The 19,535-nt window shown below is 36.2% G+C and carries 26 protein-coding genes and 1 tRNA gene; 6 read left to right on the forward strand and 21 right to left on the reverse strand.

The window, feature by feature from the left end:
• From folE2 to HNQ94_RS06080, 3 genes are all read left to right on the forward strand, one after another.
• Nucleotides 1-927, forward strand: a complete 927-nt coding sequence (folE2, locus tag HNQ94_RS06070; protein WP_174495347.1) for a GTP cyclohydrolase FolE2 — start codon at nt 1-3, stop codon at nt 925-927.
• 25 nt (nt 928-952) lie between these two features.
• On the forward strand, nt 953-1,177 hold the full coding sequence (gene yidD, locus HNQ94_RS06075; RefSeq protein ID WP_174495348.1) for a membrane protein insertion efficiency factor YidD: 225 nt from the start codon (nt 953-955) through the stop codon (nt 1,175-1,177).
• A gap of 111 nt (nt 1,178-1,288) precedes the next feature.
• A complete protein-coding gene (locus HNQ94_RS06080; protein WP_174495349.1) occupies nt 1,289-1,582 on the forward strand; it encodes a HesB/YadR/YfhF family protein in 294 nt (97 codons plus the stop codon).
• 68 nt (nt 1,583-1,650) lie between these two features.
• Here HNQ94_RS06080 and HNQ94_RS06085 read toward each other — a convergent pair whose 3' ends face one another.
• The 7 genes from HNQ94_RS06085 to acnA all read right to left on the reverse strand — a co-directional run bounded on the left by HNQ94_RS06085 (nt 1,651) and on the right by acnA (nt 6,752).
• Nucleotides 1,651-1,956 (reverse strand): hypothetical protein, encoded by a 306-nt coding sequence (locus tag HNQ94_RS06085; RefSeq protein WP_174495350.1) that lies wholly within the window; start codon nt 1,954-1,956, stop codon nt 1,651-1,653.
• A gap of 5 nt (nt 1,957-1,961) precedes the next feature.
• Nucleotides 1,962-2,381, reverse strand: coding sequence for an acyl-CoA thioesterase (locus tag HNQ94_RS06090; RefSeq protein WP_174495351.1), 420 nt, complete (start codon nt 2,379-2,381; stop codon nt 1,962-1,964).
• 106 nt (nt 2,382-2,487) lie between these two features.
• Nucleotides 2,488-2,715 carry a small acid-soluble spore protein Tlp gene (gene tlp, locus HNQ94_RS06095; protein ID WP_174495352.1) on the reverse strand — a complete coding sequence of 76 codons (228 nt, stop codon included), beginning with the start codon at nt 2,713-2,715 and terminating at the stop codon, nt 2,488-2,490.
• 20 nt (nt 2,716-2,735) lie between these two features.
• On the reverse strand, nt 2,736-2,885 hold the full coding sequence (gene sspN, locus HNQ94_RS06100) for a small acid-soluble spore protein N (RefSeq protein WP_174495353.1): 150 nt from the start codon (nt 2,883-2,885) through the stop codon (nt 2,736-2,738).
• Between the two features lie 118 nt (nt 2,886-3,003).
• A complete protein-coding gene (locus HNQ94_RS06105) occupies nt 3,004-3,150 on the reverse strand; it encodes an FbpB family small basic protein (RefSeq protein ID WP_174495354.1) in 147 nt (48 codons plus the stop codon).
• 55 nt (nt 3,151-3,205) lie between these two features.
• Nucleotides 3,206-3,814 carry a TlpA family protein disulfide reductase gene (locus HNQ94_RS06110; protein WP_174495355.1) on the reverse strand — a complete coding sequence of 203 codons (609 nt, stop codon included), beginning with the start codon at nt 3,812-3,814 and terminating at the stop codon, nt 3,206-3,208.
• A gap of 229 nt (nt 3,815-4,043) precedes the next feature.
• Nucleotides 4,044-6,752, reverse strand: a complete 2,709-nt coding sequence (gene acnA, locus HNQ94_RS06115; RefSeq protein ID WP_174495356.1) for an aconitate hydratase AcnA — start codon at nt 6,750-6,752, stop codon at nt 4,044-4,046.
• Between the two features lie 258 nt (nt 6,753-7,010).
• On the opposite strand from acnA, the gene HNQ94_RS06120 reads away from it, so the two are divergent.
• Nucleotides 7,011-7,142, forward strand: a complete 132-nt coding sequence (locus HNQ94_RS06120) for a small acid-soluble spore protein P (protein ID WP_174495357.1) — start codon at nt 7,011-7,013, stop codon at nt 7,140-7,142.
• Here HNQ94_RS06120 and selA read toward each other — a convergent pair.
• From selA to HNQ94_RS06140, 4 genes are all read right to left on the reverse strand, one after another.
• On the reverse strand, nt 7,128-8,540 hold the full coding sequence (gene selA, locus HNQ94_RS06125) for an L-seryl-tRNA(Sec) selenium transferase (protein ID WP_174495358.1): 1,413 nt from the start codon (nt 8,538-8,540) through the stop codon (nt 7,128-7,130). The genes HNQ94_RS06120 and selA overlap by 15 nt on opposite strands.
• Nucleotides 8,541-8,630: 90 nt before the next feature.
• Nucleotides 8,631-8,870, reverse strand: a complete 240-nt coding sequence (locus HNQ94_RS19725) for an Rdx family protein (RefSeq protein ID WP_346266314.1) — start codon at nt 8,868-8,870, stop codon at nt 8,631-8,633.
• A gap of 147 nt (nt 8,871-9,017) precedes the next feature.
• Nucleotides 9,018-10,916 (reverse strand): selenocysteine-specific translation elongation factor, encoded by a 1,899-nt coding sequence (gene selB / locus HNQ94_RS06135; protein ID WP_174495540.1) that lies wholly within the window; start codon nt 10,914-10,916, stop codon nt 9,018-9,020.
• A gap of 27 nt (nt 10,917-10,943) precedes the next feature.
• A complete protein-coding gene (locus tag HNQ94_RS06140; RefSeq protein WP_174495359.1) occupies nt 10,944-12,050 on the reverse strand; it encodes an ATP-binding protein in 1,107 nt (368 codons plus the stop codon).
• A gap of 140 nt (nt 12,051-12,190) precedes the next feature.
• Here HNQ94_RS06140 and HNQ94_RS06145 point away from each other — a divergent pair.
• Nucleotides 12,191-12,287, forward strand: a tRNA-Sec gene (locus tag HNQ94_RS06145).
• 6 nt (nt 12,288-12,293) lie between these two features.
• On the opposite strand, the gene HNQ94_RS06150 is transcribed toward HNQ94_RS06145, so the two are convergent.
• Entirely contained in the window at nt 12,294-12,692 is a 399-nt protein-coding gene (locus tag HNQ94_RS06150; RefSeq protein WP_174495360.1) for a TIGR02328 family protein, read from the reverse strand.
• Nucleotides 12,693-12,699: 7 nt separating this feature from the next.
• A complete protein-coding gene (locus HNQ94_RS06155; RefSeq protein WP_174495361.1) occupies nt 12,700-13,134 on the reverse strand; it encodes a hypothetical protein in 435 nt (144 codons plus the stop codon).
• Nucleotides 13,135-13,276: 142 nt separating this feature from the next.
• Here HNQ94_RS06155 and HNQ94_RS06160 point away from each other — a divergent pair, with 142 nt between their 5' ends.
• Nucleotides 13,277-13,702, forward strand: a complete 426-nt coding sequence (locus tag HNQ94_RS06160) for a DUF2621 family protein (protein ID WP_174495362.1) — start codon at nt 13,277-13,279, stop codon at nt 13,700-13,702.
• A gap of 30 nt (nt 13,703-13,732) precedes the next feature.
• On the opposite strand, the gene HNQ94_RS06165 is transcribed toward HNQ94_RS06160, so the two are convergent.
• The 8 genes from HNQ94_RS06165 to HNQ94_RS06200 form a co-directional block, all read right to left on the reverse strand.
• Nucleotides 13,733-14,239 carry a CcdC family protein gene (locus HNQ94_RS06165; protein ID WP_174495363.1) on the reverse strand — a complete coding sequence of 169 codons (507 nt, stop codon included), beginning with the start codon at nt 14,237-14,239 and terminating at the stop codon, nt 13,733-13,735.
• 25 nt (nt 14,240-14,264) lie between these two features.
• The gene (locus tag HNQ94_RS06170) at nt 14,265-14,627 is read right to left on the reverse strand and encodes a response regulator (RefSeq protein ID WP_174495364.1); all 363 of its coding nucleotides are present in this window, start codon (nt 14,625-14,627) and stop codon (nt 14,265-14,267) included.
• Between the two features lie 26 nt (nt 14,628-14,653).
• Complete coding sequence (locus HNQ94_RS06175; RefSeq protein ID WP_174495365.1) at nt 14,654-15,076, reverse strand: Na(+)/H(+) antiporter subunit B; 423 nt, start codon at nt 15,074-15,076, stop codon at nt 14,654-14,656.
• A 116-nt stretch (nt 15,077-15,192) separates the two neighbouring features.
• Nucleotides 15,193-15,897, reverse strand: a complete 705-nt coding sequence (locus tag HNQ94_RS06180) for a cytochrome c biogenesis CcdA family protein (RefSeq protein ID WP_174495541.1) — start codon at nt 15,895-15,897, stop codon at nt 15,193-15,195.
• 232 nt (nt 15,898-16,129) lie between these two features.
• Nucleotides 16,130-16,351 carry a YneF family protein gene (locus HNQ94_RS06185; protein ID WP_174495366.1) on the reverse strand — a complete coding sequence of 74 codons (222 nt, stop codon included), beginning with the start codon at nt 16,349-16,351 and terminating at the stop codon, nt 16,130-16,132.
• Between the two features lie 73 nt (nt 16,352-16,424).
• Complete coding sequence (sirA, locus tag HNQ94_RS06190) at nt 16,425-16,853, reverse strand: sporulation inhibitor of replication protein SirA (protein WP_174495367.1); 429 nt, start codon at nt 16,851-16,853, stop codon at nt 16,425-16,427.
• Between the two features lie 152 nt (nt 16,854-17,005).
• Nucleotides 17,006-19,009 carry a transketolase gene (gene tkt / locus HNQ94_RS06195; protein ID WP_174495368.1) on the reverse strand — a complete coding sequence of 668 codons (2,004 nt, stop codon included), beginning with the start codon at nt 19,007-19,009 and terminating at the stop codon, nt 17,006-17,008.
• 212 nt (nt 19,010-19,221) lie between these two features.
• Entirely contained in the window at nt 19,222-19,455 is a 234-nt protein-coding gene (locus HNQ94_RS06200; RefSeq protein WP_174495369.1) for a DUF896 domain-containing protein, read from the reverse strand.
• Nucleotides 19,456-19,535: the final 80 nt, after the last annotated feature.

Genomic DNA, 19,535 nt, shown 5'->3' on the forward strand with positions numbered 1-19,535 from the left:
ATGTTGGAAGCTGAACAAAAGAAAAAACTACCTAGTAAAAAAGAACGACATCAATTATTCGGTTCGGTTGTGCCAGGGCCTAAATCCAAGCCGATTGAAAAAGATAAAATGCCTGACTTACAAAATACAAAAAAAGATTTTCTATTTACGGTAGATGCGGTCGGAATTAAGAATGTAAAGCACCCTATCATTATAAATAGTAATCTGAAACCATATAACCAAACGACGATTGGTACCTTTGAATTTTCATCTAGTATTAGCCAAGATAGTAAAGGGACAAACATGAGTCGCTTTACCGAACAACTACACGCGTACCATGAAAATGGTTTTACCATCGATTTAAAAACAATGAAAAAGTTTGCAGAGGAACTTGCTGAACGTTTGAAACAACAGGATGCCTATATCCATGTATCCTTCCCTTGGTTTTTTGAACGTACAGGACCACTTTCAGGCTTAATAGGCTTGAATCATGCAGATGTGTCCATGAAGGTTGGCTATCACAAAGAAACAGGTTTTGATATAGAAGTTTCTTTACAAGCGACCATTACAACATTATGCCCTTGTTCAAAAGAAATTAGTGAATATAGTGCTCATAATCAACGTGGTCATGTAAAAATGATTGTCACGTTAGCTGAAGATTTCGATGAGACACAAATGGATTGGAAGGAATTATTACTGGAAGCTGCAGAATCCAATGCCAGTGCTCGCATTCACCCCGTCTTAAAACGCCCGGATGAAAAAGCGGTAACTGAAAGCGCTTATGAAAATCCTCGTTTTGTAGAAGATATGGTTAGATTAGTAGCTGCAGACTTATATGAACTACCATTTGTAGAGAAGTTTGAAGTATCCTGTGTAAATGAAGAATCAATCCATTTACATGACGCAGTGGCTAAAATTACGTATGATAAGAGAAATGAAAACTTGTAAGAACGATAACTAAAGGATGAGGGCTTTGAAATACTTGTTCATCTATATTATAAAGTTTTACCGGAAATTTATTTCACCTATGAAGCCACCATCCTGCCGTTTTCATCCTACATGTTCGGAATATGGTTTAACCGCTTTTAAGCGATTTGGATTTTTCAAAGGCGGATATTTGACAATAAAGAGAATTTTGAAGTGCCATCCATTTCACGACGGAGGATATGACCCAGTACCAGACAAGAAAAACTCATAAAGAGAAACTTCAAATCAGAAAATTGATTTTATCCAACTGATTGAAAGCGAAACTTATCGGGGTATTAGTAGTATTATGGACGATGCTCCGAAAAAATGTAGGAGTGGTCACATGAAACTTCAAGTAGAAGAACGTGCTGTGAACTGGTATAAAGAAGAATTAGAGCTAGAAGAAAATGATTATTTACGATTTTTTGTCCGTTATGGTGGTGTTGGGGGAATTGTACCAGGTTTTTCATTAGGTGTTTCCCCTTCTAAACCAGTGGATCCAATTGCCGAAGTAACGGAAAACGGAATTACTTTTTATGTAGAACAAAAAGATGAATGGTATTTTGACAATACAGACTTAGTAGTGAATTTTGATGAAGCGTTGGATGAACCAATTTTCGATTATAAAACCGAATAGATATAGTAAAAAAGAGGCTTTTGCCAGCATTTTTGTTTGGGCAAAAGTCTCTTTTTTGATTACCTGCTTTATTTTAAAATGTTAAACCTTTCAAGCTGCTCTTCCAAACCTTCTGCCTCTAAAATATCCTTTTGAAATTTTCCAAATAAATCGAAATGTGGATATTTTTCATCTTTATGTATCCATTCTGGTCTTAACCCATATCTTTTTCCCCATTGTTCCAATTTGGACATATCAGAGCAGCCAACCTTCGTCACACTAGTACTATTTGGAAATCGGTCATCTAACCAATAGTGGGTCAAGAAAGCAATATTTCCTTTATTCACTTCACTCTTCCAATTATTTAGTTCTTCTCTTTTCACACCAAAAGCCATGGATATTACTCACCCTTTGCCTTTAAATACGCTTCATGTAATTGTGGGAACTTTTTTCTAGTAGAAACCGGACGAAAGCGGTCTTTTGTTACACAAACGTGTGTTGTTTTACCGGTAACAGCAGTTTCCCCTTTCCCATTTACAATTTCGTAGCCATATGTAACCTTTAAACCATCGTATTGGTCCACCCATGTTTTCACATATGCTTTTTGACCATAACGTATAGGCGACTTAAACTGGACATTGGCATCCAAAACAGGCGACACTATTCCTTGTTCCTCTAATTCATGATATTGAAAGCCTAGTGCTTCAATAAAATCTGTTCGGCCAATTTCAAACCAGACTAAATAGTTAGCATGATAAACGACACCCATTTGATCTGTCTCTTGGTATCGTACTTTTATTTCAGATTCGACTATTTTCATTTTTAGTTCTCTCCCTCATCAGTACATGAAAGTCATTTTATCATAAATAACAAAGATACTTAAGTAAAATAAGGAGGCTTGTATAAAACAAGCCTCCTGCAATTAGTTAATGTTGATGACGATACTCGTCTTTTATTTCTGCGCGCATTGCCTTTATTGATTCGCGTCTACGCTCATTTTTTGCTTGAAGATTTGCTTTATCTTTATCAGAAGTTAAGTGAGCTATTTCTTCTGCTTCTTCCATGTTCTCTATCGTGTTATGAACCATTTCCTGCAGCTTTTCTACATTATCTGCACGATTGTCTGGATTCGGCTTACTATGATGATTTGGCATGTCATTAAACTCCTCTCTCTTTAATGACCTTTAGGCTGTGCCCAGATTGTTGGTTTCTCATGACCGCCTTTTACTTGATACTTTCTCCCTTTATTCCCATCAAATTCTTTGCTCAATTTACCTAAATGTTCAGGTTGAAAATGTTTCGAGTCTTTTTTAGGATTTCCCATGTGTTAAAACCCCTCTCTTCTCTGAGTTTTCATCCTTATTTTCTGCTTAACATATAAAAAATATCGCAGTTAAAAGTTGGGCTTTTTTCTTTTTCATCATAATGAAAAAAGACAGCTGTTATTTTTCAGCTGTCTTCATTACTCCAGCAGATAGTCTATCTTCTAACTTCTGCTCAATTTTATCCATTAACTCGGGGTTATTTTTAATTTGCTGCCTTTCGGTTTCTAACATTTCGGCAAAGCTCATTTTTCGTTTTTTATTCATTGGAAAATCTCTCCTTTAAAATACATCATTTCCAATGAATGTTTTTTTATTCAGATTATTTTAATTCCTTCAACTTTTCTTCCATTAATTCATAGCTCATTGGTCCTATATGTCTTTCCAGTTGTATTTCACCTTTTGTATTAATGAAAAAAGTAGTCGGTAAACCCATTGCTTGATATTTATCGTACGTTACTTTTAAGTCCTTATCTAACACAATCGGGAATGTTATACCTAATTGGTCTACGTAACTTTTTACTTTGTCTAAAGAAGTCTCCGAGCCTGTAGCATTAAGACCAATAATAACAACTTCATCCCCATAATTTTCGTGTATTTTTTGCATGGCAGGCATTTCATCTAAACAATACGTACACCATGTTGCCCAAAAGTTTAAAAATACTTTTTTCCCTTTTAAATCAGATAACGTAAGCTCCTCACCATCAAGTGTTTCCAGTGTAAAGTCTGGTGCTGGTTTATTAACTTCCACTTGGGCAGAAGCTTCCTTAGCCTCAGGATAGGCAGTAATAACACCATCAAAGTTTTCGTCTTCTATTTCCACTAATCTTTGTTCATTATTGTTTTGTCCTTGCTCGTCCTCAAAAAAGTTATAAATTACTATTCCAAACATTACTAAAAGGACTACAGCTCCGAGCAACCGTTGTAGCATGTGAACAACCTACCTTTTTACTAGCTAGTTTGTAGTACCATTCTATATTTTATCATGTCTTGAAGAAAGAAAGAAAGAAAACTTATCGCTTTACATCATTACAAATAGTGATGAGTCTTTTTTTATTTCTTTATACAACTTCAGGATACATGGAACACTTCAAGGATATACTTTTTAATAACAAAAAGCATCCCATTAGGAATGCTTTTTGTGGACTTTATCGTACAATTTATTTTAATTTATTACGTAGAACCATTTGAAGAATTCCACCATGGCGATAGTAGTCAATTTCAACATCACTATCGAAACGTGCTACTACGTCAAATTCTTTCGTGTTTCCTTCTTCATCAGTAGCAGTTACTTTCACTAAGTCATGTGGTTTAACATCTTCATTAATATGAACGTTAAATGTTTCTTTACCAGTTAAGCCAAGAGATTCAATTGTTTCTCCTTCTTTAAACTGTAAAGGAAGTACACCCATCATAACTAAGTTAGAACGGTGAATACGCTCAAAGCTCTCCGCGATAACTGTTTTAATACCAAGTAAGTTAGTACCTTTCGCAGCCCAGTCACGAGAACTTCCCATACCATAGTCTTTGCCCGCAATAATAAGTAGTCCAGTGTTATCTTCTTGATACTTCATTGCAGCATCGTAAATTGGCATGATTTCTTCTGTTGGCCAGTAAGTAGTGAAACCACCTTCTGTACCAGGAGCGATTTGGTTTTTAATACGGATATTTCCAAATGTACCTCTCATCATTACTTCGTGGTTACCACGACGGGAACCGAATGAGTTAAAGTTACGTGGTGATACTCCTTTTTCCACTAAATATTTACCTGCAGGCATATCTTTTGGAATCGCCCCAGCAGGAGAAATATGGTCTGTTGTAACAGAGTCACCGAATTTACCGATTACACGTAATCCATTAAGGTCCTTAACCTCCGTTGGATCAGCTGATAACCCTTCAAAGAATGGAGGATTTTGAATATAAGTAGAATCCTTATCCCATTTGTAAAGAGGCTCGTCAGTTGTTTCGATTTCGTTCCATTTTTCATTAGAGTTGAATACGTTCTCATACTCTTTACGGAAAATTTCAGGTGTAACAACTTTAAAAATCTGCTCTTTTACTTCTTCACTTGATGGCCAAATATCGTTAAAGAATACGTCGTTTCCATCTTTATCTTGACCTAATGGCTCATTGTACAAGTCAATGTCCACTGTTCCAGCAAGCGCATAAGCTACTACTAATGGCGGTGAAGCTAGGTAGTTCGCTTTCACTAATGGATGAATACGGCCTTCAAAGTTACGGTTACCAGATAGGACAGATGAAACGGTCAAATCATTGCTAGCAATTGCTTCTTCAATTTCAGGAAGAAGTGGACCAGAGTTACCGATACAAGTTGTACAACCATACCCAACTAGGTTAAATCCTAATTGGTCTAAGTATGTCATTAATCCAGAATCCTCTAGATAACGTGTAACAACTTTTGAACCTGGTGCTAAAGAAGTTTTTACATAAGCAGGTACTTCTAGACCTTTTTCAATTGCGTTTCTTGCTAACAATCCAGCACCTAACATAACGTAAGGGTTAGATGTGTTCGTACAAGATGTAATCGCAGCAATGGCAACAGCACCTGTTTTCATTACTGTTTTTTTACCATTAGATAACTCTACAGTAACTTCTTTATTCTTTTCGCTTTCCTCAAGACCAAAGCCGTGATTTCCAGCTGGTGCAGTTAGCGCTTTATTAAAGGATTCTTTCATATCAGAAAGAGCAATTAAATCTTGTGGACGCTTAGGACCAGAAAGGTTTGGCTCTAATTCAGACAAGTTAATTTCTACAAGATCTGTAAATTCAGGATCTTTTTGGTCTGGTGTGTAGAATAAATCGTTTTCTTTGCAATACGTTTCAACAACTTTAATTTGTTCCTCGCTACGTCCAGTTAAGCGAAGATACTCTAATGCTTCACTATCTACTGGGAAGAAACCACAAGTTGCCCCATATTCTGGTGCCATGTTTGAAATCGTTGCACGATCAGCTAGTGGCATTGCAGAAAGAGCTGGGCCAAAGAACTCAACGAATTTACCAACTACTTTTTTCTCACGAAGTACTTGCGTTACTTTTAATGCAAGGTCTGTAGCTGTCGTTCCACCTGGTAATGATCCAGTTAATTTAACACCAATTACTTCTGGAGCAGGGAAATATGAAGGTTGACCTAACATACCTGCTTCCGCTTCAATTCCACCTACACCCCAACCTAGAACGCCTAAACCGTTAATCATCGTTGTGTGAGAGTCTGTACCAACTAATGTATCAGGGAATGCGTCATACTCGCCATTTTCATTTTCAAGAGCATGAACGACATTTGCTAAATATTCCAAGTTAACTTGGTGAACGATTCCAGTTGCTGGTGGAACAGCACGGTAGTTGTCGAATGCCTTTTGAGCCCAATGTAGGAACTCATAGCGCTCTGCGTTACGCTCAAACTCAAGATCCATGTTTAAGTTTAACGCTTGACCAGTACCGTATTTATCAACCTGTACAGAGTGGTCAATAACTAAATCTACTGGTACTTCCGGGTTAATGCTATCAGGGCTACCACCCATATCAACCATCGCTTTTCTTAAAGAAGCTAAGTCAACTACTGCTGGAACACCTGTAAAGTCTTGAAGGATTACACGAGATGGTTTAAAAGGAACATCTACTCCTTCACCTTCTTTAGTACCCCATTTTGCTAATTTTTCAATGTGTTCGTTTTTAATAACATGTCCATCATATTGTCGTAATACGGATTCAAGTAATACACGGACAGAATATGGTAAACGTGAAATATTACCAATACCTGCTTCTTCTAATGCTTTTAGATGATAATAATTATACTTTTTACCATCAATCTCAAACTGCTTGCGAGCTTTGTAAGCATCATTTGTTGCCATATAATTTAACCCCCTTAAGTAAAATAGAAAAGCTTCACCTGTCCCCAATTTTCCTACTTTTTATGACAGTCTTTCTGCACTTATACATTTTAAATCAAATTTATATATAAGTAAAACGTTTAATATCAATTTTTAACACAAATAGAGCTGATAATCATAAAAATTTATTGGCCATAAAGCTAAAATTAGGTAACTGCCTTATTGGTGACTAAAACACTACCTCCATCAGATACTAAAGATACAGGAGGTGAGTGAACAATGGCAGAACAAAAAAACTCAAAACTACACCGTCAAGCAAGTCAGCCTTATGGTGTTCCCATGAAAGGTTCGAAAAAGGTTAAAAATCGAAACCACTCCAGGCAGAAAAAAGGAGCTTCACATGATATGTAACTCTTCATTCAGTTGTTTGAAAAAGCGATAGATTTCAGCTATATCTGTTTCTGTAAGTGTACGGAAATCAAGATACAGCTTTTCGTCTACAAATCGTCCAATAATTGGTGTAGAAGAAAGTCTTAATCTTTTTTCTAAAGTTGAAGAGTTAAGTTTAACAGACTCAATTGTTACACCGTACGTTTTGATGGTTTCTCCGGGCATGGTCCCCCCACCAATCGTTGAGAAATCACTTTTTAAAGAAAAGGAAAACATATGCAAGTCCTTACTAGCTTCGATAAATTTTTCTGTCTGTACCTTAATTTCTTCAAATGGCCTCAGTACATCTCTTACTGTAGGTATGTTTAGAAGAGCTTCTTTCGTCCCTTTCACATAGCTTTTTAATGTAGCTTCTAAAGCAGCAAAGGTCATTTTATCGACACGTAGTAGCCTTGCAAGCTGATGTCGTTTCAGTTGATCGATAAACTGTTTTTTCCCTGCTATTACACCAACCTGTGGGCCACCTAATAATTTGTCTCCACTAAAAGATACAAGGTCCGGTCCGTTTTTCATTATTTCCTTAACGACCGGCTCATCCCCTATTTTTTCTTTTTGGAAATCATACAATGCTCCGCTTCCAAGGTCTTCATAGAATAATGTATCTTTTGCTTTCGCTAATGAAATAAGCTCAGCCGTTCCCACACTTTTCGTAAATCCTACAATTTTAAAATTACTTGTATGTACTTTCATTATCATTGCCGTGTTTTCGTTAATGGCTTCATCGTAGTCCTTTAAATGGGTTTTATTCGTAGTACCAACTTCTTTTAACGTCGCTCCACTTTCTTCCATAATGGAGGAAACCCGAAAACTACCGCCAATTTCTACTAATTCACCCCGTGAGACGATGACTTCCTTATTCTTCGCAAAGCATTGAAGTACCATATAAACAGCTGCAGCATTATTGTTTACTACTAAAGCCGCTTCAGCCCCAGTAACTTCTTTTAATAATTCTTCTAAAATATTATGCCTCGAGCCTCTTTTTCCGGATTGAAGATCATACTCTAAATTGGAATAATTTTTCGCAACAGCAACAACTTGTTCAATTGCTTCGTCCGAAAGGCGAGAACGACCCAAGTTAGTATGTATAATTGTACCTGTGGCATTAATAACACTCGTTAGCCTTTTTTGATCCCAAATTAAAACGGTTTGTTTAACTTTGTTCACAATAGCTTCAACGAAACTAGTCTTTTCTATCTTCCAACTTCCACTTAATATATCCTTACGTACTGAATTAACTTCTTGCTGAATCCACTCTGTCATTTTGTTGCTGGATACACCAACTTTTCTTTGTAATGACAAAATATCTGGATGTTGTTGTAGTTCATGTACAGGAGGTATTTGTCGAAGATACTCATTCATGTATCCATCACCTCATCGTCACATTCTTACATCAAGTATATCACTTTCTCCTTACTCAGAAAAAACACGCCTCTTTAAGGCATGTTTTTCTTAGTTCAACTCTTCCATTTGTTGGATAATGTTCTTCGTTTCTGGGAATTTGCCAATTTCTAACTTTGAATAAATTTTTTCACCATTTATGGTAACCTCAAATGCTCCTCCAGAACTAGGTACTAACAATAATTCAGTAATATTATGTCGAAAATGACTAAATAATTCATCTGCGAACCTCGCAGCTTTTGGTGCGTAATTTCACATCATACAAAATTCAACTTTTATTTTATAAGGCATAAGTATAATTCCTCCTTCGTATCCAACTAGTTCTACCAAGTGGTAATAGCCTTACTGTAAGTATAAAAAAGGTCTTCAAAAATATCAAATGAATGACCTACTAACATAGTGAATAAGGAAAAGCTCACACCATTGTGTGAGCCATTGTCAAACCTCTACTCTAACCCATACTCGTTTATCTTCTACACGTTTCGTGAAGCCTTTTTCGTCTAAAAGCTCTAGTAAAGGTATTAAGAACTTCCGTGATATATTCCAAACATCTTTCGCCTCTTTTACTGAAAAAGAATCAGATGTATTCTTTGCAAGCAAAGATGTATAATGATCAAAACTATCCACGTGAATAACATGTTTATCAGATAATGGATAAATCGTGTTGTTAGCTAGCAGAAAACTTTTCAATTCTTCCTGCAAAGTACCAGGAATTCCTTCTAACTCTACATACTCATCCCATTCTTTCACTTGAATACCATCCGATTTTAAGTTCTCCACCGCTTTTTCCATTCTCTTTTCCCATTGAGATGGATAGTTTGGAGTAAAGCTTTGGATAGAAATAAATTGATCTTGTTGTTTTAATTTTCTATCCTCTATCCATTCCTTTACTAACATTTCGGCTACTTTTCGGGGTGCAGGTAAGCTTTGTAGTAATTCTGGTTTATTCATTCCTCGTCTCATGGAATGTTGTTGATGATAATCCTCTAATAAAGCTACTATCTGACCATATATGGTTTGTACTGTATTGACAGATCCGTACAACTTCCCCTGAAGGACGATTTTATCTTGTTCCTGTAACATTTGTAGATGATGAAGGATTTGTTTCTCATCCATCGCTAACTTCTTAACAATCATCTCTAATGGAAGCCATTCTTTTTCTATCAATCGTAAAATTTGATCAGTGGGAGTGCCTTCTTTTTGTCGAGTTAGCATATTAATCGTTTCATTTCCAAACTTATATTTCTCACCCATAGGGTTAATAACCCATCCTCCACCAATTGTTTCAACTGGAGTAGCCCTACGTAAAATAAAACGATCTTCACGATTCACAACGATTGGTTTTTCTAATCTAATTTGACATAAAATCTCATTTTCATCGAATTGCACTTTGTTACGGTCAAAGAAGATAACTTTTCCATACACCTCTGCCGAACCAATATGTAATTTAATTGGCGAACGTTGTTTGATTGGGTATTGGTTATCCTCCAACAGTTGTAAAGACACATCAATTGTCATCGATTCCGAAAAATAGGATGGATTTTTTACGACTACTTGTCCGCGTGCAATGTCTCTTTTATGAATTCCTGCAAGATTAATCGCTCCTCGCTGCCCTGCATACGCTTTTTCGACCTCTTGGCCATGGACTTGTATTTGACGAACTTTTGCCTCGTCCCCACCTGGTAAGACGTACACGGTTTCTTCCTTATGAATGGCGCCTTCGTAAATGGTACCTCTTACAATAGAGCCGACTCCTTTTAAGGAAAACACTTGGTCAATTGGCATGCGAAAAGGGCTGTTACTATTTCGATTAGGGATTTGCTCCATTTTCTCAACAATTTTCTGCTTTAACTCATCTATCCCATTTCGAGAAAGGCTATCAACCTTTAAGATGGGGGCATGTTTATAAGGAGTCTTTTCGCAATGTTTTTTGACGTCTTCTTCTACTAATTCAATTAACTCGGATTCTGCCTTATCTATTTTTGTCAATACAACGATTGCGTTGGTCACATGTAATAATGACAAGATATCCATATGTTCTTTTGTTTGTGGCATAATACCCTCGTCAGCGGCGATGACTATGATTACTAAGTCAATGCCAGCTACACCTGCAATCATTTGCCTGATGAATCGCTCATGTCCTGGAACGTCAATCACGGACATATCAAAAGAAGCCCCTTCCATACGGAAAGGAGCAAAACCAAGTTCTATGGAAATATTGCGTTCTTTTTCCTCTTTAAGTCGATCTGTATCAACATTCGTTAAAGCTTTCGTCAGGGCTGTCTTTCCGTGATCAATATGACCTGCTAGCCCAATAGTATAGTGTCGATCTGTCATTTGTTTCACCACAAGTCCTTTTATTCTTTATATTATTGGTAACGTTACCCGAAACGTCGCGCCTTGTCCTTCTTCATTTTGCAAAACCGATAGTGTTCCATTGTGTTTTTCTAATAGTTGGTTTGTTACCATTAAGCCTAAACCTGTACCATTTTCCTTCGTTGTAAAAAAAGGTTCTTTAATTTTGTCTATTAAAGCAATTGGTACACCTGGTCCTTCATCTATTACATCTATCATAACCTTTTTTGTATCAGCCTTTAACTTGACGTATACTGTACCACCTTGTTCCATAATTTCAATAGCATTTTTTATTAAATTTATGAACACTTGTTTCATTTGGGATTTATCACAATATAATAAAATATTACCATAACCTGACTCCTGCAAAGAAATGGTTACATTATTTAGTCTAGCTTGTGACTGCATTAACGTACAAACATCTTGTAAAATAGCTCCAATTTTTTCTTCTGTTCGATAATCTACTTGGGGTTTTGAAATATAAAGAAGTTCTGAGGTGATAGATTCGATTTTTTCTAACTCTTCCTTCATGATTTGATAATATTGAGGATGAATTTTATTAGGACTGGCTGCCATAATGTTTAAAAACCCTTTTAGAGATGTTAGTGGGTTACGAATTTCATGAGCAATCCCAGCCGATAATTGTCCAACTACTGATAATTTCTCTGATTGAGCCAATAAATTTTCTACATCTTTCTTACTTGTAATATCACTCGTAACCATTACGTAATACTCTATACCATTCTCTTTCAGTTTGCTTGTGTAGGTTTCTGTCCATATGTAATGACCCTCTTTATGTCTCATCCGATAGGTTAACTTAATTCGTTCATTTTCACGTGGGGGTACTTTCGTATCAAAATAATGCAAATCGTCTTCGTGTATGAATTCGTATCTATTTTTCCCTAGCATCTCTTCTTTTGAATAACCATACACTTTGTTTACATTTTGTGAAATAAATACAATTTTTCCTTCTAAAGTAGAAATAGAAAATACTTGTTTGCTATTTTCTAGCATCCAATATAATGCACTAGAGGGAAGATCCTTCCATTCCTCTTCAGTAGAGTTCTTATGACGTAATATACTGAATCTCTCCCAATCAAAATCCCAATTACCCATAACTGTATCCCCCCTAACGTACAAAAACTTCCATTAATTTAATTGTTATATGTTATCATCTAAAAATCAAGTAAAAATTGTTGAAACGAGTTGAAACCTCGACATAAAATAGGTATAATATATTTTTGCCACAACATTTTGGGGTTGGTTACGGAGCTGGTGCCCGTCACGGTCTTCAAAACCGCCTGAGAGGCGCGTGCCGTCTCTGGTGGGTTCGATTCCCACACAATCCCGCCAATTTTCTTAAAAATGTATATATATACCTTTATTTCGTAGATTTTCCAAACATTCCTCCATATATCTTTCGTCATGTTCCTCATATATATGACCGCTTTTTATTAAAAATTCCATCTTTTTTAGCGTATCTTTATCAAAATTTGTCAAATCAATCGGTTCACAATTTTTTCCGCGATAGGAAGGGCTTGCCCATTCTTCGGTTACGGTATAGCCTCTTTTTTTCATCTCATCCATAACCAAACAATGGTATGCAAATAAATGAGTAACCGAGTAGTTAAATATATAATTCACAGTTGCATGGGGCTTCTCCCATCCATTTCCTCTTAGAGCACAGCATTCTCTGTGTTGTCCTAGTAATTGCTGCCTCGGTAAATACTTAATTAATTGTTCATGCCATAATCGCATTATAGGTTCATCCTTCTTCTATTTGTTCATTAAAGGTTGTCATTTGTATAAATAAAAGAAATAAAGACAAAAGAAAAATAAGCAATACTGCTATTGAAAAAGAAATACTGTTACCAAAAGTAATGTGACTTAAGCGAATCAAAATGACTATAGGAGCAACAAACACAAATAGAAACGCCAAGGAACCATAGATAGCTTTTTCTTTTGTAGGAACCCTTTTGTGAAAGACAGGTTCCATTAGTTTAATCCCGTTCCATTGTAAACTAATAATAGCAATTGTAAAAACATAAAACAGCACGAAATAATTTTTCAAATAGCCACTAAAGCTTTCCGCAAAGGGAAATAAACTGTTTTGACTGCTCATTAAAAAGACAAATAATTCCCCGACAAGGAAAACTACAAGCCCAATGCTCCATCCTATTATCCGATATTTTTCAACCATCTCCATCACCCTTTAGCTTGTCCTTATTTATAGCATATTCATTTTTTTAAAATTAAGGACAAGTTTTTCTCGTAATAGAAATTTTCCTCTATTTGTGCTATATTTGCAGTGTAATGCAAAGAACATAGCGTAGGTGATAGATATGTCAGATACATTTATTTTACTTATTATTACTTGGACTTTTATTATGCTTGGTTTGTTTGCTATCGGTGGATTTTTCATGTTCCGTAAGTTCTTAAAACGGATGCCTAAGGAAGATGGAAAGTCAACTATCGATTGGGAAGAATACTATGTAAATAAAACGCTTCATTTATGGGGAGAGCAGGAAAAGCAATTGCTAAACGATCTTGTAGCCCCGGTTCCACAACTATTTCGAGATGTGGCCAAACAGAAAATTGCAAGTAAGATAGGTCAGCTCGCTTTAGAAAGAAACAAAGATAAAATTACACAGGATATTTTAATAGAAGGCTATATTTTAGCAACCCCCAAAAGAGATCATAAATTTCTTATTAAAACGCTAAAAAGGAAAAATATCGATTTTTCTCCTTACTTACCGCTATTAGAATAACACAACAAAAGCCTTAACTATTTCAAATAGTTAAGGCTTTTGTTCGACCACTTTTCCAGAAAATGTCTTTTCTCCATCTAGCTGTTTTTTCAATTTCAAAAATTTTAGCAACATCGCTGTTCTCCAGCTAATGATCATCCCAAACGCAAGTAGGAAAAACATCCCACTCGTCTCCCCAAAGGAAATACTTTGTCCAACAATCGTCTTTAGAATAATCCGCAACGCTAATAGTCCAAATAAGATAAAAACAAATGCTTTAGAAGGAATTAAATATATATCATTGCCTTTTATTTCAAACTTTGAGGAAACAATTAGTAATACCGAAAAAATTATCCCCACAGATACCGCTTCCAATACCTGTATCCAACTTACTTGAAACTGCGGAAACAAAAACATCAAGGCGCCAGTACTCATCATGAAAGGTGGCAATATTATTTTTTTCACAGAAGCTGGCTTCTTAGCAGCTTTCATTCGAATAAATATCATTAATGTAGCCATGAACACAGCTGCAATTGTACTAGCAACAGCCCAAATCATAATGTTCCAACTTTCTTTTCCTTAATTATGTAGCTAATAGGCGTCGTATCGTCTCCAATACCCTCACTTCGTCAAATGGTTTAACGATAAAATCTTTCGCACCCATTTGAATTGCTTCTACGACAATTTTTTGTTGCCCTACGGCTGAACACATCACAATACGTGCATGAGGATCACTTTCTATAATAGACCTCGTTGCATCAATCCCATTCAAAACTGGCATTGTTATATCCATAGTAACGAGATCTGGTTTTAATTCTTTATACATTTGAATCGCTTTTTCTCCATCGGGAGCCTCGCCTACTACTTCAAATCCACCCTTCGTCAGGATGTTTGATAACGTAAGTCGCATGAATTGAGCGTCGTCCACAACCAAAACTCTTCCCATTTATATCTCTCCCCAATTTTTAAAAATTAGTTATCGTCTGCAATGGATAATATTATTGTTAACGTTATTCCAATAACCGTTAGATATACTCCTAAGTCAAACAACATAGCTGTTGCCAATTCAGCATCCCCTAGAATAGGAAGGTGGACATATGTATATGTTTGGCTTAAAAATGGTTGATCAAACACAAAGGAACCAACCCCTGTTAATGTCGCAATCAGAAGACCAATTGGAACTAAAAGCTTGAAATTTAAAGGAATGACTTTATTCATCGTATCTAAGCCATATGTCATATACATTAAAATGATGGCCGCTGCCGTCATTAACCCACCAATAAAACCTCCACCAGGTGCATTATGTCCTGCTAAAAACAAATAAATAGAAAAGGCTAACAAAATAAACGCAATAAGGGCAGTCGTTGTGCGTAAAATTAAATCATTCGTCTTCATAAACTTTATCCCCCTTATTTATTCATACTTTTATCATAATATAAAGAGAAGGTTTTTAACAACTTAAACTATTTTTTCTACTTTATATTGGTAAGTTAGTCTTACGTTTCTCTTCTTTAAAAACCTGAAAAGCCGAAAAGACTTGCTAAATAACTTGTCAATAATCGCATCCAATCAAAGAAAAGAATTACACCCATGGCTATCATAATATAACCACCAATTTTTACTATCTTTTCCCCATTCCGCTTTATCCAATCCATTCTTCCGACAAAAAAAGATAATACAATAAATGGAACAGAAAAACCTAAGGAATAAGCTGTCATTAATAAAACCCCAGTATCAGGATTCGTGTAGGATAGTCCGATAACAGCCGCTAATATCGGGCCAGTACAAGGAGTCCAACTCATGGAAAAAGCCATCCCTATTAAAACGGAACCAAGGTAGCCTGCTGGTCTATTTTTAAATCTGACTTTTCTTTCCTTCATAAAAAACTCGAATTTAAATAAACCAATCATCACGAATCCAAAGAATACCATTAATATTGCACCAAACTGACGAATATAGTCTCTGTATTGTATTAATACTTCTCCTAGTGAAGAAGCAGCAAAACCTAACATGATAAAAATAGAAGAAAAACCAATTAGAAAACTGAGGGTATGGAACAAACTTCTTCTACTTAACATGGCATTTTCTGACTTAAGTTCATTCACACTCATTCCGGTAACATAGGAGAGAAATACTGGGTACAACGGTAAAACGCATGGAGAAATAAAGGATAAAAAACCTGCTCCAAAAGCCAAAAACATATTTACTTCTTCTATCATAAACTATCGCTCCTTTAGTCTGTCCAAACATACTAGCATCATTTTAACAGACTACACCGTAAAATCGTTTTTGCATCTATAATCTATGGTGACATTTGTGTGAACTTTTTTCACCATTGTATGTAAACTACCATTTCATGTATTGCTCACTATTTGACACTTAATAAGAATATAATTTCAGTATGTAGAAATGAAATAAATCCTTCTTCTAGTGAAGAAGGATTTCCTTTTATTTATCTGCTTGGTTATTCATTGCACGCATCATTTGTTTGATTTTTTTCTGGGATGGTTTTTGACCCATTTGCATCATCATCGTACGAAGCATTTGTTCATTAATCGGAGGGTTTTTCTTTAAGTAGTTCATCATGTATTTTCTTGCAATAAAAAACCCTAGTGCAATTCCAGCTATTAACGCTAGTATAGCAATTAGCACAACCCATAGTGTACCCATTATTTGATTTCCTCCTTCATGTTGTCTCTCATACAGTATAGTAAAACCTTAACAATCTGACAATACTTGATCATTAAAGAATTACTTCTTTTCGTATAGGAGACAGCCATCCATATTGACTTTTATTTCTGTTCATCACAAAAAAAGATGTGTGAAGAGCTCGAAAATGTTCAAAAACTACTAGTTCCGCTTCATGCAAAGAAGAACTATATACTACCCATTCTTTTCTACCACATTCTATCTTCACATGCAAATGATTATTCTCAATCCATAGTTCATCATCCGCTTTATGTATCGTATAAAGACCATTCAGTTTGTCACATAGATAAGTAATGATGTCTCTTTTAGGTATGTCTTTTGTAATAAATTGAAACTGCTTTTGATAGTTTGGATCGTACGATTGTAATCGGTATGTTTGAAAAAAATCATATAATAGATCGTTTTTATGATAGTAATGTTTAACAAACTCATCTTTTATCAAAAATATAGAAAATGTCTGCATAGCACGGTCCCTCCTATTAATGACCATTCTAGCAGATATCTTATAAAAGGTTGTCGTTTCTTGACACTTAAGAGGGTTGTTTTTTTGTCGCACAAAAATATATTGCGGCGCTATGTGACAACAAAACATATGCGCCGCACTTTCATAAAATATTATTTTAATAAAGCTTCTGCGGTTTTAACAACATTTTCAACTGTGAATCCATACTCTTCGATAATTTTTTCACCTGGTGCAGAAGCTCCAAACGTATCGATTCCTATAACCGTTCCTTCATCCCCAGTGTAACGCTCCCAACCGAATGGAGAAGCCATTTCAATCGCTACACGTTTTTTCACTTCTTTTGGAAGAACTTCATTTTTGTATGCTGGCGATTGTTTTTCAAAACGATCCCAAGATGGCATGCTTACAACAGATGCTTCAATCCCCTTTGTTTTAAGCTCTTGTTGAGCAAGAACCGCTAGGTGAACCTCTGAACCTGAAGCAAGAAGTAACAAATCAGCCTTTTCTTTCTCTGCCTTCGAAAGGACGTATGCCCCTTTCTTCACGCCTTCATACGCCTTCTCATTAGTTCCCTCAAGCGTTGGTAAGCCTTGCCTCGTTAATACTAATGCATGTGGTTGGTCCTCAGATTCAACAGCTAAACGCCATGCTGCATTTGTTTCATTTCCGTCTGCAGGACGAATAGTCGATAAATGAGGCATAGCTCGGAATGCTGGAAGCTGCTCAATTGGTTCATGTGTAGGTCCATCTTCCCCAACTGCTACAGAGTCATGAGTAAAGACATACGTAACAGGTAAGTTCATCAAAGCAGACAATCTAACTGCAGGGCGTAAATAATCACTAAACACAAAGAACGTGCCAACGAACGCCTTTAACCCACCGTGAAGTGCCATACCATTTAATGCAGCAGCCATGGCAAATTCGCGAACGCCAAACCAAATATTCCGACCAGCATAGTTTTGGAATGTTAGGTCTTCTTCGTTTTTGATAGTTGTTTTATTAGAGCCTGCTAGATCTGCACTTCCACCTAGGAAATATGGTACTTTTTTCGCGATTGCATTTAAAGCATCGCCGGAAGCAGCACGTGTTGCTGGAGAATCTTTTCCAACTTCATAAGTAGGCATATCTTGATCCCAGCCATCTGGCAATCTGTTATGGATCGCATCATCCAATTCCTTCGCTAGTTCTGGATACGCTTCTTTATACTTACCGAATAAATCGTTCCAGTCAGATTCTTTCTGAGCACCTTTTTCTGCAACTTTTTGTTTGAAATCTTCATAAACTTCAGTTGGCACATGAAATTCTTCATGTTCCCAATCATAATGGGTTTTCGTAAGCTTAATCTCTGCTTCTCCAAGAGGAGCTCCGTGGGCATCTGATTTTCCTGATTTGTTTGGAGCACCGAACCCAATAACTGTTTTCACTTCAATTAATGTTGGTTGCTCGGTATTCTTTTTTGCCTCTTCTATCGCTTTCCCAATTTCATTTAGGTCCGTTCCGTCTTCTACGCGGATAACTTGCCAACCATATGCTTTAAAGCGTTCCTCTACATTTTCGGAAAAAGAACGATCTAAATCTCCATCTAATGAAATATCATTAGAATCATATAGCACGACTAATTTACCGAGCTTTAAATGCCCCGCTAATGATGAAGCTTCATGAGAAATACCTTCCATTAAATCCCCATCACCACAAATACTGAACGTGTAGTGGTCAACGACATTAAATTGATCTTTATTATATTTAGCGGCTAGGTGACTTTCTGCAAGCGCCATACCAACAGCCATCGCAAATCCTTGACCCAGTGGTCCTGTAGTCGCTTCCACCCCGTGCGTGTGACCAAATTCAGGATGACCAGGTGTGTTAGAACCCCACTGGCGGAAGTTTTTAATATCATCCATTGTCACCTCGTAACCCGATAAGTGCAACAATGCATAAAGCAGCATCGATCCGTGTCCTGCTGAAAGTACAAAACGGTCCCTGTTAAACCATTCGGCATTTTTTGGATTATGATTCATAAAATCTGTCCATAATTTGTATGCCATAGGCGCCGCACCCATTGGCATACCTGGATGACCAGAGTTTGCTTTTTCAACTGCATCAATGGCCAATGTTCTTATTGTATTAATCGACTTTTGTTCAATACTATTTGGCATCGTAATACCCCTTTCCACATATAAACCTATGTATAACTCTTATCCTATAATGAATATACTGGATAGACAAGCATAATCAGGAAGAAAATTGATTTTTCATCCTTTGTTCACATTCTTTCTTATTGTCGATAAAAATGGTTGTTTTATTCCTATAAAACAATTTCAAATATGAAAATGTATAAAACCCTTATCAATCTGATAAGGGTTTTCGTTTAGTGATTTTTATTTCTTGCTTTTTCATCCCTTAATTTTTGTGGGGTCACATCATTACCTTCCGGATCAACTATTTTCACCGACTTTAATTGATTTTTAAAGGATGAGCGTAGGTTTTTTAAGTATTCTTGTCGTAACTTCTGTTGTTCTTCTTTTTCCTTATTTGTTAATTCTCCAGCTTTTGCTTTATTTGCTAACACATTTATTCGGTCAATTTTATCCTTTGATAGCATGAGAACACTCCTTTTAGGCGCGATTTCTTCTTAATGAAACTTCAAATTAGGAACAAAAAAAGCAAGTGTCAGTTTTGGAC

It is taken from the genome of Salirhabdus euzebyi (assembly GCF_014207435.1).
Taxonomy (GTDB): domain Bacteria; phylum Bacillota; class Bacilli; order Bacillales; family Alkalibacillaceae; genus Salirhabdus; species Salirhabdus euzebyi.